Source organism: Alteromonas sp. RKMC-009 (assembly GCF_003584565.2).
In the GTDB taxonomy this organism is placed as follows: Bacteria; Pseudomonadota; Gammaproteobacteria; order Enterobacterales; family Alteromonadaceae; genus Alteromonas.
Window position 1 is genome coordinate 4,273,980 of the sequence record NZ_CP031010.1, and the last position, 13,467, is coordinate 4,287,446.

Genomic DNA, 13,467 nt, shown 5'->3' on the forward strand with positions numbered 1-13,467 from the left:
CTCCGGAAACGCGGTTATGTATATTATTCGCCCAATTAACACTGGTGACTACGACGCGCTGAACAACATCGCAGTGGAGTCCGGTATTGGCTTTACGTCATTACCGGTAAATGAAACGCTGCTGCGCAAAAAAATCAGTCGTGCAGAAAGCGCTTTTTCCGAACAGGTGGTTCAACCGGGCAATCAGTCTTACCTTTTTGTTATGGAAGATACCACCACAGGCACTGTGGTGGGCACCACTGGTATTGAGGCCGCTGTAGGTCTGGATGATGCGTTTTACCATTATCACATGGGTAAAGTTGTTCATGCCTCCCGTGAGCTGAATATTCACAATACTGTGGATATTCTCTCTGTGTGTAACGACTACACCGGTGTCACCGAAATCTGCACGCTGTTTCTGCGTGAACAGGCTAGAGGCGGTGTTAACGGCCGCTTCCTGTCTAAAGTGCGATTTTTGTTTATGATGGAGCATCGTGAACGGTTCTCGGAAACCATCATTGCCGAAATGCGCGGTGTCAGTGACGAAGAAGGTAAATCACCGTTCTGGGCCTGGCTGGAAGAGCATTTCTTTTCGCTGGACTTCCCCACTGCGGACTACCTTACCGGGATTGGCAATAAACGCTTTATCGCGGAATTGATGCCCAAATACCCCATTTACGTCAATTTATTGAGTAAAGAAGCACAAGCGGTGATTGGTCAGGTTCATGATAAAACCCGCCCCGCCCTGCTTCTGCTTCAGGAAGAAGGCTTCAGCTGCCGTGGCTACGTAGATATTTTCGACGCAGGCCCGACAGTAGAAGCGAATCTGAGCCATATCCGCACAGCACAGGCAAGCCGCAAGCTTCCGGTGGTCATTGACGATCAGACGGCAGCGCAAGGCGGACAGACCTGTTACATCATTAATACTTCTGTAGCGGATTTTCGCGCCGTTGCCACTGATTTGGCGGTCAGCGAAGAAAACAATGTTGCTGCCATTTCCCGCCAGGCTGCAACGGCACTAAATATAAACGAAGGCGACATGGTACGTTTTGCACCAGTCAGCTTTCGGGACTAACGACAGGATTGATTCATGCAAACTACACACTTTATCAATGGTGAGTGGGTCGCTGGACAAGGACACACTATTCAGTCGGTTGATCCGGCAAAAGACCAGGTTATCTGGGAAGGACAAGCTGCCACCGCAGCACAGGTTGGCGAGGCCATCGCTGCCGCGCGTAATGCGTTAACAGACTGGTCATTCAAAAGCTTTGACGAGCGCCTGACTGTCATCAAAAAATACGGTGAACTGCTGGCAGACAGCAAGCCTGAACTGGCTAAAATCATTGCCCGTGAAACGGGTAAACCTGAATGGGAAACGGCAACAGAAGTAGGCGCCATGACGGGTAAAATCGGTATTTCCGAAAAAGCCTATCATGAACGTACCGGTACCGTTGAAAACCCTATGCCCACGGGCCAGGCGTTCATCCGCCATAAGCCCCATGGTGTGGTAGCCGTATTTGGTCCGTATAATTTCCCGGGCCACTTACCAAATGGCCACATTGTCCCTGCGCTGATGGCGGGCAACACCATTGTGTTTAAACCCAGCGATTTAACCCCGGCTGTGGCTGAGTTCATGGTGAAGCTGTGGGAAAAAGCCGGTCTGCCGGCTGGTGTACTCAATCTGGTACAGGGCGAAGTAGAAACAGGCAAAGCACTGGCAACGCATGCTGGTATTGACGGCCTTTTCTTCACTGGTAGTTCCCGTACCGGTAAAATTCTCCACGAGCAGTTTGCAGGGCATCCCGGCAAAATTCTGGCTCTGGAAATGGGTGGAAACAACCCGCTGATCGTAAAAGACGTTGCCGACACTGATGCCGCCGTTCATGACATCGTGCAATCAGCCTTTGTGACCTCTGGTCAACGTTGTACCTGCTCCCGCCGTTTATTCCTGCCATCAGGTGCAGCAGGAGATGCCATCCTGAACCGCCTGGTAGAAGTCACCAAAAACATTAAAGTTGGCGACTACGACGCGCAGGAGCAGCCGTTCATGGGTGCGATGATTTCTGCCAAAGCGGCCAGAATGATGGTCGATGCTCAGGCAGAGCTGGTCTCTCTTGGCGGCAAAGTGATTGTGGAACTGACCCAGCCGGAAGCAAACAAGGGCTTTGCGACACCCGGCATTATTGACGTGACAGACATGCTTGATGCCTTGCCGGACGAAGAACACTTCGGACCGTTACTGAAAGTCATCCGTTACACCGATTTTGATGCAGCAATCAAAGAAGCAAACAATACCCGTTACGGTTTATCTGCAGGTTTCCTGGGCGACAGCGAAGAAGACTACCGTTATTTCTTCCAGCGTATCCGTGCCGGTATTGTTAACTGGAACCGCCCGATCACCGGAGCCAGCAGTGCAGCCCCCTTTGGTGGCGTAGGCGAAAGTGGTAACCACCGCGCCAGCGCGTACTACGCAGCCGACTATTGTGCATACCCTGTTGCATCTGTTGAGCTGGAAAAAGTCACCCTGCCGGGTACATTAAGCCCGGGTTTAACGCTGTAGCAAAAGGACGCAGTTAACATGCATACAAATGTAGATACCTTATTTGACCGCCTGTGGGACAAATATGTGGCTATCACACCTTCAGCCCATAAAATTCATGCGCTGCTGGTGGGTGAGGAAAACAGTGACAGTATCGTGAACGATCATGTGGCGTTCCGCACTTTTAATCTCGACAAATGCCGGTTAGATAAACTCGCTGCGCACTTTCTGGCGCTGGGCTATGAGGCGAAAGGCGATTACGACTTTGAAGCCAAAAAGCTGACCGCAAAGCATTTCGAACACGCCGACCTGACAAAACCTAAAGTGTTTATCAGTGAGCTCCGTGTAGAAGAGCTGTCAGAAGCCTCTCAGGCGATCATCCATAAGCTGGTAGAGCAAATGGATGAAAGCATCACCACCAGCGAAACGTTTCTTTATTCAGGGCCTCAGTGGTCACTGTCTAAAGAAGACTACGATACGCTGCTGAATGAATCTGAATATGCAGCCTGGATGGCGGCATGGGGCTTTCAGGCTAACCACTTCACCGTGAGTGTTAACCATCTCAGCCAGACACAGTCTCTGGTTGACGTGAACAAGCTGCTTAAGGAAGCAGGTTTTGTTCTTAACACCTCAGGTGGCGAAATCAAAGGTGGCGAAGACGTATTTTTAGCTCAGTCATCGACAATGGCCGACAAAGCCGGTGTTGAAATGAACGAAGAAACGGTTCAGATCCCATCCTGCTTTTATGAGTTCGCACAACGTTACGAACTGCCTGACGGCAAACTGTACCAGGGCTTTGTTGCGGCGTCTGCTGACAAGATTTTCGAAAGCACAAACGCTAAGTAATTACACAGCAGATATCTGCCGTACTTTCATTGGCAAAAGGCTGCTTCACCAAAGGTGAAGCAGCCTTTTTTATTTACGCCAGCCATCTTTGCAAAGGTCAGCCTGTTACCGCACTCTGTTCCGGTAATCTTGCAAGGAATTCACTGAACCGGGATGGCTTATCAAAATAGAAGCCCTGCAATAAATCCACCTGGGCTTCACGAAGTAACGGCAGGTATTCAGACAACTCCACCCCTTCCACTACAGTATGAATTTCTAACCGTTGCAACATAACAATAATGCCCTGAAACAACGCCAGTGCTTTCGCGTCATGATGGATGTCTTTTAACAGGCTGCGATCAAGCTTTACCGTACTGAACTCAAACATTCTGAGATAACTTAACGCAGAGAATCCGCTGCCGAAATCATCCAGCGCCAGGTCAAAGCCGGCGTCCCTTAACGCCTGAAGTGCACCAATTGCCCGCTGCTCATCCTGCATAAAAATAGACTCGGTCAGTTCTATTTCAATTAATGACTCCGATACCTTTTTTTCCGCACAAATGGCTTTCGCCTGAGCGGGAAAGTGAGGATCTAATAACTGGTTTGCACTGATATTTACGGCAAGAGGGACAACCTGATGCTGCTGTGCCATAACGGTGAGGTAGTCACAGGCGCGGGACAAAGCCTGCAAGCCGATTTGTAAATCCAGCTGATTCGCCTCAGCCAGCGGAATGAAAATGCCCGGAGAGACGTTACCGTGCATAGCAGACTGCCACCGGCACAATACCTCGCCGGATTTCAGCACACCCTCAACATCGTATTTACCCTGAATGTAGAAATCCAGGCTATCCTGCTCGATGGTTTTACGTAAATCAGACAGCATGCTGACCTGCGCCTTCATACTCTCCCATAACCCCTGCTGGTAAACACTCACCCGCCCTTTACCGCCAATCTTCGCCTGATACATGGCTGCGTCGGCATTCTGAATTAAGCGTTCAACGCTGCCGCCATCAAACGGATGACAGGCAATGCCGATACTTGCGGACAGATGTAACTCGGTACTCTGCGCCTCAATTTTGAGGTTTTCTATTCCCTTAATGACAGATTCACCGATAGCGCTGGCACGATCTTCATCACAATCCGGCAATACCACCACAAACTCATCGCCCCCCCAGCGGGTGACAGTTTTACTGTTGTGATGTATGCGGGAAAGGACGCGGGCCACTTCCTGTAAACAGCGGTCACCGGTTTCATGACCGGCACCGTCATTGATTTGTTTAAACCCGTCCAGGTCGATAAACAAGAGCTTAAAGTTCTGACCGGATTCCAGTGCGTTTTCCAAAGCTTCATTCAGCCCGTTGCGGTTACTCAAACCGGTCAGATCATCATGCATGGCCATCTGACGTAAGCGGGTTTCATTAAATTTGCGCTCTGAAATGTCCCGGACAGTGGCAATCAGATAGGGCTTTTTCTGATACTGGCTTTCAAACCGCGCCAGCGATATATCTACCGGCAATTCCCGCTCATCAAGTGTTACCAGCACCGTTTCAAACCGTATTTGCTGATGTCCGTGCTTTGACAAATGTTTGTCTGCATCAACGATCAAATCCTTTAACGACCAGCCGAGGGTCATGTTTTTATCCTGCACTTTGATAAGAGAAACGAATGCCTCGTTACACTCAGTGATGGAATAGTCGTCTGACAACACCAGCATTGCTTCGCGGGAGCTTGCGAAGGCGGATGCCATCAGATGAAAGGTCTGCTCTGCTTCACGTTCGTAAGTGATGTCGCGGGTGGTGCCCACAATCCGCACTGCAGAACCAAATTCATCCCGTTCCAGCACTCTGCCCCGTAAACGCATCCAGAGAAACATTTCGCGGAAACGGTAACGGAATGAAACCTCCAGCCGGTCTTCGCCGCCATGCAGTACGATGGACCACTGAAACTCCAGATTGGAAATGTCTTCTTCGTGTATGTTTCGCAGCAAATCAATCGGACTACTTTCCCGCAGAGACTCTTTAGCGGAATGGAGTGAAAATGAACGGATGGTAATTCTGTCGTCACTGGCACGCCATTCCCAGTAAGACTCCTGAGCAGCCCACATGGCAAGGCGCAACCGGGTTTCCGTTGCCTGACTCTGTTGCAGAGCCTCATACAAGGCCACGCTGCGTTCAGTCAGCAAAGCTTCCGCCTGCACCCGGGCACGCTTTTCCCTGGCTAAACGGCGCTCAAGCGCTGCAATCGCCTTGCTGTCTTTGTCCATGTCCGCATCAGCTTTCAACGGTGATATTGAATTCATAGGTATGGGGCTTGTCTGATCTGACTGTTGTACGTTGAATAGTTTGCCCGAAGTGATCGGCAGCTGCGTCCATCAGACCTTCAGCCAGAGAATGCAGTTCGCGGGTTGAGTAATATTCTAACAGCATGGTGTTATCCGTTTTGGACAACACTTTAAAAGTCGGTAAATCAGCATCAGGATAGAGTTTGCGCACCTGAACGTGAATATCGTTGTCCAGCACACTGAGGGCATCCAGAATGCCGCTACGCCCTGCCATCACCTGGCCATGGGCGGAAGCAAGACGACCAAACAAATAGTAGCCAAAGTCGTGCAGCAGTTCCTCTGCAGGCTTGCCGGTCTTTTCCACCAGCACACCAACCAGTTTCTGCATTTCAGAGAAGGGGTAGTAACCTACTGATGTGTAGGCACCATCATTTTCAAGGTTCGCCGCGACAATCACCTCATCAGCAAATTCCGGTGAGACCTTTTCTTCCAGCATTTCAACCAGCGTTGTGAACACAATCCCCAACATACGGACATTCCTGTTTTATCCAATCTTATTAAGTGTAGCCCGGTAATACCGGGCCACAACTCAATAATTGGTCTAAACCGCAGCAGGTAAGCTGATTGCAGTCAGAGACTTAGGCGTCGTCGTTGCCTTCGCTGTCTGTTTCAGGCGCAGCAGCTTTGGGGAGTTCAACAATGAGGTCGTCTACCCGCTGAAGACCACGGGGAAGTTTGTTGCCCCGGCGTCCCCGCTCACCCTGGTAATGTTCAAGGTCTGCCGGTGACAGTGTCATGCTGCGCTTGCCAGCAACCACTTTCACCGATGCGCCGTCAGGTACTACGGCTAAACAGCACACAAACTCTTCACGGGTTTGTGCTTTCGCTGACGGGATATTAATGATTTTATTGCCTTTTCCTTTCGCAAGGCTGGGTAAATCCCGTAACGGGAACAGCAACATACGCCCTTCATTAGAAATGGCTAAACACCAGTCAGATTCAATATCATTTACCCGTTGCGGCGTAATCACTTTGGCTGCGGAGGGTAAACTTAAGAAAGCCTTACCGGCTTTATTTTTACTGATCATATCTGCAAATTTACCGACGAACCCGTAACCGGCATCAGATGCAATGAGATATCGCTGCTCATCATCACCCATGAGTACATCAGTAAACTGTTCGCCTCCCACTACACTGAAGCGCCCGGTCAGCGGTTCCCCTTGACTTCGGGCAGAAGGCAGACCATGGGCGTCACAGGAGAACGCGCGGCCGGAGGTATCTAAAAACACCGCAGGCTGATTGCTCCGGCCTTTCGCGCTCGCGAGGAAACCGTCACCGGCTTTGTAGCTTAATCCTTCTGCGTCTACGTCATGGCCTTTGGCGCATCGTGCCCAGCCTTTTTCCGACAGTACCACGGTTACCGCTTCGGACGGGATAAGCTCTTTTTCAGACAGGGCTTTGGCTTCGCCACGCTCTACCAGCGGCGAACGGCGATCATCACCGTACTTCTCAGCATCAGCCAGAATTTCCTTCTTAATCAGCGTCTTTAAGCGGCGATCAGAGCCCAGTAAGGTTTCCAGTTTCTTGCGCTCCTCTTCCAGCTCATCCTGCTCACCTTTAATTTTCATCTCTTCTAACTTCGCAAGGTGACGTAATTTCAGTTCCAGAATGGCTTCTGCCTGCTTATCAGACAGTGAGAACCGGCGCATAAGCTCTGCTTTCGGCTCATCAAAAGTGCGGATGATCTCAATCACTTCATCGATATTTAAGAAGGCAATCATTAAACCTTCTAAAATATGCAAACGCGCCAGCACTTTATCCAGGCGGTACTGAAGACGGCGGGTTACGGTGTCTTTACGGTAAACCAGCCATTCCGCCAGAATAGTGCGCAAATCTTTCACCTGAGGACGGCCATCAAGACCAATCATATTCAGGTTTACGCGGTAACTTTTCTCTAAATCTGTAGTCGCGAACAAATGCTGCATAAGTTGTTCACTGTCCACACGGTTAGAACGCGGCGTGATAACAAGACGGGTTGGATTTTCGTGATCAGATTCGTCACGTAAATCACTTACCATAGGCAGCTTTTTCGCCTGCATTTGCGCAGCAATTTGCTCTAACACTTTGCCGCCGGAGGCCTGATGAGGCAGTGCGGTAATAACGATGTCGCCACTTTCTTCAGTGTACACAGCGCGCATTTTTATTGAACCACGTCCGGTTTCGTAAATTTTCCGGATGTCAGCCCGCGGGGTAATAATTTCTGCATCGGTCGGGAAATCCGGTCCCTGTACATGCTCCAGTACGTCAGCTAATTCGGCTTTGCTGTCATCCAGCAGCATGGCACAGGCATTGGCGACTTCACGCACGTTGTGAGGAGGAATGTCTGTGGCCATCCCTACCGCAATTCCTGTCACGCCATTTAGCAAAATATGCGGCAAACGGGCGGGTAAAACTTTAGGCTCTTTCAGCGTACCGTCAAAGTTAGGCATCCAGTCTACGGTGCCCTGCCCCAGCTCGTTCAGCAGCACTTCACTGAAACGGGATAAACGGGCTTCTGTATAACGCATGGCAGCAAAGGATTTAGGGTCATCCGGCGCCCCCCAGTTTCCTTGTCCGTCTACCAGTGGATAGCGGTATGAAAACGGCTGGGCCATCAATACCATGGCTTCGTAACAGGCAGAATCACCGTGAGGGTGGAATTTACCTAATACGTCACCCACGGTTCTGGCCGACTTCTTATATTTTGCCGTTGCACTTAAACCAAGATCAGACATCGCATATATGATGCGGCGTTGAACGGGCTTTAAGCCATCTGCGATATGAGGTAATGCCCGGTCCATGATTACGTACATGGAGTAATTTAAATAGGCATCTTCGGTAAACCGGCGTAGAGGAAGTTGCTCAACCCCATCCCGGTTGATAATGATTTCGTCGCTCATGCGTTATTTTCGTTATGATGTGGTTCACTGCTTTTTAGCCATTGTGAGCCAATCCCCGCCGATACGCAATAAGCTGGCAAACCGGGCGGTAATTTCATTATTGGAACAAAATGTTAAACCCGCCTGTTCAGCCTTGCCTGCGGAACACCGCCCGCTCTACACTCCCTTCACTCAGTGACGACTTATTAACGTGGACAGGGATGAAGCCTGAAGCAATTATTCTATGCCTTGCTGTTTCTTTGATGACAGCTTGTGCCGGTGTCAGAAGCGTATCAGAAACACAGTCTGTGCATGGTAAGGCAGCCCCGAAACCACTTTACCGTGACCCCGTTTATGACGGCGCCGCCGATCCCACAGTTATGTGGAATCCTCAAACTTCCAGCTGGTTCATGTTCTACACAAACCGGCGCGCCAATATGCCAGACCCCGAAGGTGTTGAATGGGTTCATGGAACGCCCATCAGTATCGCAGAATCAACGGATGGTGGTGTGACATGGCGCTATAAGCGCAATGCTGTTATCAACTATCCCCACTCCGGTGATAACAGTATTACCTACTGGGCACCGGATGTGTTTTTTCATGAAGAAACCTGGCACATGTATCTCACCATTGTGCCCGGCGTATTTACAGACTGGGCTCATCCCCGCACCATCGCGCATTTCACCAGTACTGACATGCTGTCATGGCATTATGAGTCAACATTGAAGCTGGCCAATGAGAAAGTCATTGATGCCGATGTCATCGCCCTGCCGGATGGTGGCTGGCGCATGTTTTACAACAATGAGCCTGACGGGAAGTCTGTATACTATGCTGACAGCGACGATTTGTATCACTGGCAGGACAAAGGCAAAGCTCAGCTGGCCAGTCGCGGGGAAGGTCCGGTTGCTTTTAAGTGGCAAGGTTACTGGTGGCTGATTGTTGACGCATGGCGAGGGCTGGCGGTTTACCGCTCGAATGATTTAACCCGCTGGGAACAACAAACCGGCTATTTACTGGCGGACCCCGGAACAGGAAAAGACGACGGTATTAACGGCGGCCATCCCGACGTAGTGGTTGAAAATGACCGCGCCTGGCTTTTCTATTTCACCCATGGCGGCAGAGTGGGAGAGAATGCAGGGAAAGAAAATGCAGAGTCCAGACGCAGTGTCATTCAGGTCACTGAGTTGCAGTTTGAAGGTAACTGGCTGACTACTGACAGGAATGCGCCTGCGCTTATATCCTTACCGGCAAAATAATTTTTGAACCCGCCGGTTCAAATGTGAAATTATTTTTACATACCTGTTTACGCATTGTGAATCCTTGTGATTGAATTTGACTGTACTTTTCAGGATGAATCACAGTGAAACTAACCAATCCATTTACAGGAATGCTTGCCGGCCGCACCGCTCTTTTTGCAAGCATCATTACCTTCACGGCCTTTTTCCTGGCAAGCTGTGCCAAATCCCCTCTTCTCCAATCCGAACCTGACTATACCGCTTACCTGTTTGCGTCGTTCAGAGGCAACGGCGAAGACGGCTTGCATCTGGCATACAGCAGAGACGGTTTAAACTGGAGAGCGTTGAATAAGGACAAGGCCGTGTTGACGCCAAACATCGGCACGAAACTGATGCGGGATCCCACCTTAATAAGAGGACCGGAATCTTTTCACATGGTGTGGACTACCGGCTGGGAAGACAAAGGTATTGGTATAGCTCACAGTGATGATTTGGTCACCTGGAGCGAACAGCAGTTTGTCCCTGTGATGTCATCCTATCCAGCCGCTAAAAATGCCTGGGCGCCGGAAATTTATTATGACGAAACTGAGCAGGAGTTTGTCATCTTCTGGGCATCTACCCTGGCCGGAAAATATCCTCAAACAGAGGCTCAGGCAGACAAAGGCTGGGATCATCGCATCTATGCAACACGCACGAAAGATTTCACCGGATTTACCCCGACCAAGCTTTTCTATCAGCCCGACTTCAATGTCATTGATGCCAACATTACGGCGCTGGATTCAGGATACGTGATGCTGGTAAAAGACGAGACCCGTTATCCTGCCGCCAAACGCTTACATACAGCATTCAGTGACAATATCAATGGGCCATGGAGGTTAACTGAATCGTCTTTTTCTCCGGATAAGTTATGGGTAGAAGGCCCGACGACGCTTAAGGTAAAAGACGGCTTTCTGGTGTATTACGATGCCTACATGACACACCGGTTTGGTGCTATGTTCACCAAAGACTTTATTCACTTTGAAGACAGAACACCTCTGCTGAATCTGCCCGCCGGCACCCGTCATGGCAGTGCTATTCCCATTACTGAAGAAGAACTGCAGACACTGCTTAACGCCTATGGTGATGACACAACGCACTGGTCAGCAGATCCACTGAAATCAGTGTGCAGTGGTGTACCGTTAACCTGCAAACTGGGGGGCGGCACAGGCAATTACCAGGTCGCAGTTACCGGCACCCTGTCGTCAGATATCTACGCAGAGAGCCGCAGAAAAATGTTCACTCCGGCGGTCGCCAGCGATATGTCTGCTAACCCCGGGTCCTCCACTGCTTACTTCGCGGTTAATGTGCGCGACCCGGAAGGCCAGCCCATTCAGGATGTCAGCGAGCCGTCAACGGATGGACTGAACCTTACCTTTATGCAGCCCCTTCATACCATCAGCAGTATTGAAGTTACACCAATGAGGAACGGTCGCTCTTTGTTTATCATCGGTGATTCAACGGTGTGCGATCAAACGCCGCAATGGTCAAAGGCCAGCGAAGATCGCTATACCGGTTGGGGGCAGTTGCTGCCAGCCTGGTTTGCGCCGTCAATGACTGTCATTAACTATGCAGACAGCGGAGAAGGCACAGAAGCATTCGCAGTGCCCGATGGTGTGCTCTGGCAGAAAATGGCGGGACAAATCCAGCCTGATGACTGGGTATTAATCCAACTCGGGCACAACGATAAGAAAACCCCAAAGTCCGTTTACGTGTCACGATTGACTGGGTTACTTGAAACCATTCAGGGTAAGGGAGCACATCCTGTTGTGATTTCCCCCATGATCCGCAATCACAATATTCCTCTCACGCAACAGCACATATACGGCGATCTGGTTTTGCGGGACGTGCTGCCTGAAATCACCGCCTCCGCAAATGTCCCCTACATTGATTTAATGTCGATCTCCCATGACTGGGCCACCCGGTTGGGACAGGCTGAAGTACAAACCTATTTTGTGGATGACGATCAGACTCATTCAAACGAGCACGGCGCAGGGATATTCGCGCAATTTATAGTGGATGAAATCAGCCGTCAGCAATCAGACCTGGCCAGTTACCTACGTGTATCGCAACATGACAAAGCAGAGAAATAATATGCCTTATCTACCACGCTTCTTACGCCCCGTTTTCGCGTTCTTCGTTACCAGTGTTTGTGCGGTGTTTTCCCTTACCGCACTGGCAGATGATGAAAAGCATCTGGCACCAGCCACCATTTTTATCGCCGGCGATTCCACTGCGGCCACTTATAACAATGCTGATCACCAGGGCTGGGGAGCGGTTTTTCAACAATACTTCGACGACAAACAAGTCACCGTTGATAACCGTGCCAAAGGAGGCCGCAGCACGCGAACCTTTATTGCTGAAGGCTGGTGGGACAAATTACTTAACGATGTGAAGCCGGGTGATATCGTGCTTATCCAGTTCGGTCACAATGATGCCAGCCCCGTCAATGACGACTCCCGGGCCAGAGGGACATTAAAGTCTCTGACTGAAGAATATCGCGACATACACAATTTACTGACCGGCAAAGACGAGCGGGTATTTTCTTTCGGCCACTATATTCGCCAGATGGTGGCAGATGTCCGCCAGAAAAAGGCCACCCCTGTTTTACTGTCGCTGACCGCCAGAAACATCTGGCATGGCGATCGTATCGAACGGGGCTCCGGTGAGTATGGTGGCTGGATGCACAGTCTGGCCATGGAACTGCATACACCATTTATTGATGTAACCAATGCCGCGGCTGATCAATTAGAAGCACTGGGCAAGGAAGAAACCGCTGCGCTATATCCTAAGGATCATACTCACTTTCATACGCAGGGGGCAAAGCTTCACGCTGAAGTCGTTGTCGCTGCCCTAAAAGGCATGCGCCCGTCTCTTTCACCGGCACTGTATTCAGAAGCCGGTAATGCGGTTACTGCGAACAACTGGACATTCGTTAATTTACCCGTGGTGCAAAATCAGGGACTGCGCAGTGTGTTTATGGTGGGCGATTCTACTGTCAGAAACGGTCGTGGGGATGGTGCCGGCGGTCAGTGGGGTTGGGGGGATTTTATTGCCGCCGCGTTACCTGATGCCAATGTGAACTTTGTTAACCGCGCCGTGGGTGGCCTGAGCAGCCGGACATTTGTCACCGGCGGACACTGGCAACGGGCGCTGAATATGATGAAGCGCGGCGATATTGTGTTGTTACAGTTTGGCCACAATGATGCCGGCGCGCTTAACGATGACTCCAGAGCCCGCGGTACCATTAAGGGCACAGGCATGGAGCAAAAGCGTATTGAGAACATGCTTACCGGCGAACCTGAAGTCGTTCACACCTATGGCTGGTATTTGCGTAAGATGATTGGAGAGGCTAAAGCTCAGGGCATCATCCCGGTGATCTGCTCTCCGGTCCCCCGTAAAAAATGGGAAGACAACGACTTTCGTATTGCCCGCGCCCGTGACAGTTATCCCCAATGGGCAGAGGCGGTGGCCCGCGCCGGCAACACGCCTTTTATCGATTTACACGAATTGGTTGCAAGCGCTTACGATGGTAAACCCCATGAGTTAATAGATAGCTATTTTGGTGATGCTCATACCCACACCAGCAAAGAAGGCGCAGAAATAACCGCAGCAATAGTCGCTGAGCGCTTAAAACCTATGCTGGGTCTGTAA

Annotated in this window: 8 protein-coding genes and 1 pseudogene; 6 read left to right on the forward strand and 3 right to left on the reverse strand. The window is 50.5% G+C overall.

Features of this window, described 5'->3' with window-relative positions:
* Positions 1 to 16: 16 nt before the first annotated feature.
* The 3 genes and pseudogenes from astA (at position 17) to DS731_RS18770 (ending at position 3,364) form a co-directional block, all read left to right on the forward strand.
* Positions 17 to 1,054: an arginine N-succinyltransferase gene (gene astA, locus DS731_RS18760; RefSeq protein WP_119502752.1), complete on the forward strand. Its 1,038-nt coding sequence runs from the start codon at positions 17 to 19 to the stop codon at positions 1,052 to 1,054.
* Between the two features lie 69 nt (positions 1,055 to 1,123).
* A pseudogene (astD, locus tag DS731_RS18765) lies at positions 1,124 to 2,539 on the forward strand (succinylglutamate-semialdehyde dehydrogenase); the annotation flags it as partial.
* A gap of 18 nt (positions 2,540 to 2,557) precedes the next feature.
* Positions 2,558 to 3,364 (forward strand): DUF1338 domain-containing protein, encoded by an 807-nt coding sequence (locus DS731_RS18770; RefSeq protein WP_119502754.1) that lies wholly within the window; start codon positions 2,558 to 2,560, stop codon positions 3,362 to 3,364.
* Between the two features lie 97 nt (positions 3,365 to 3,461).
* Here DS731_RS18770 and DS731_RS18775 read toward each other — a convergent pair whose 3' ends face one another.
* The 3 genes from DS731_RS18775 to parC all read right to left on the reverse strand — a co-directional run bounded on the left by DS731_RS18775 (position 3,462) and on the right by parC (position 8,563).
* Positions 3,462 to 5,642 carry a putative bifunctional diguanylate cyclase/phosphodiesterase gene (locus DS731_RS18775; protein ID WP_232373411.1) on the reverse strand — a complete coding sequence of 727 codons (2,181 nt, stop codon included), beginning with the start codon at positions 5,640 to 5,642 and terminating at the stop codon, positions 3,462 to 3,464.
* A complete protein-coding gene (locus tag DS731_RS18780; RefSeq protein ID WP_119502755.1) occupies positions 5,614 to 6,153 on the reverse strand; it encodes a heme NO-binding domain-containing protein in 540 nt (179 codons plus the stop codon). The genes DS731_RS18775 and DS731_RS18780 overlap by 29 nt, the downstream gene beginning before the upstream one ends.
* A gap of 109 nt (positions 6,154 to 6,262) precedes the next feature.
* A complete protein-coding gene (gene parC, locus DS731_RS18785) occupies positions 6,263 to 8,563 on the reverse strand; it encodes a DNA topoisomerase IV subunit A (protein ID WP_119502756.1) in 2,301 nt (766 codons plus the stop codon).
* Between the two features lie 200 nt (positions 8,564 to 8,763).
* On the opposite strand from parC, the gene DS731_RS18790 reads away from it, so the two are divergent.
* From DS731_RS18790 to DS731_RS18800, 3 genes are all read left to right on the forward strand, one after another.
* Positions 8,764 to 9,798 (forward strand): family 43 glycosylhydrolase, encoded by a 1,035-nt coding sequence (locus DS731_RS18790; protein WP_119503506.1) that lies wholly within the window; start codon positions 8,764 to 8,766, stop codon positions 9,796 to 9,798.
* A gap of 104 nt (positions 9,799 to 9,902) precedes the next feature.
* The gene (locus DS731_RS18795; RefSeq protein WP_119502757.1) at positions 9,903 to 11,906 is read left to right on the forward strand and encodes a GDSL-type esterase/lipase family protein; all 2,004 of its coding nucleotides are present in this window, start codon (positions 9,903 to 9,905) and stop codon (positions 11,904 to 11,906) included.
* 1 nt (position 11,907) lies between these two features.
* The gene (locus DS731_RS18800; protein ID WP_161599182.1) at positions 11,908 to 13,467 is read left to right on the forward strand and encodes a rhamnogalacturonan acetylesterase; all 1,560 of its coding nucleotides are present in this window, start codon (positions 11,908 to 11,910) and stop codon (positions 13,465 to 13,467) included.

Coding starts and splice junctions, on each gene's coding strand:
- DS731_RS18780 (WP_119502755.1), bottom strand. CDS start 6,153: ATGTTGGGGATTGTGTTCACAACGCTGGTTGAAATGCTGGAAGAAAAG.
- DS731_RS18800 (WP_161599182.1), top strand. CDS start 11,908: ATGCCTTATCTACCACGCTTCTTACGCCCCGTTTTCGCGTTCTTCGTT.
- DS731_RS18790 (WP_119503506.1), top strand. CDS start 8,764: ATGAAGCCTGAAGCAATTATTCTATGCCTTGCTGTTTCTTTGATGACA.
- parC (WP_119502756.1), bottom strand. CDS start 8,563: ATGAGCGACGAAATCATTATCAACCGGGATGGGGTTGAGCAACTTCCT.
- DS731_RS18775 (WP_232373411.1), bottom strand. CDS start 5,642: ATGAATTCAATATCACCGTTGAAAGCTGATGCGGACATGGACAAAGAC.
- astA (WP_119502752.1), top strand. CDS start 17: ATGTATATTATTCGCCCAATTAACACTGGTGACTACGACGCGCTGAAC.
- DS731_RS18770 (WP_119502754.1), top strand. CDS start 2,558: ATGCATACAAATGTAGATACCTTATTTGACCGCCTGTGGGACAAATAT.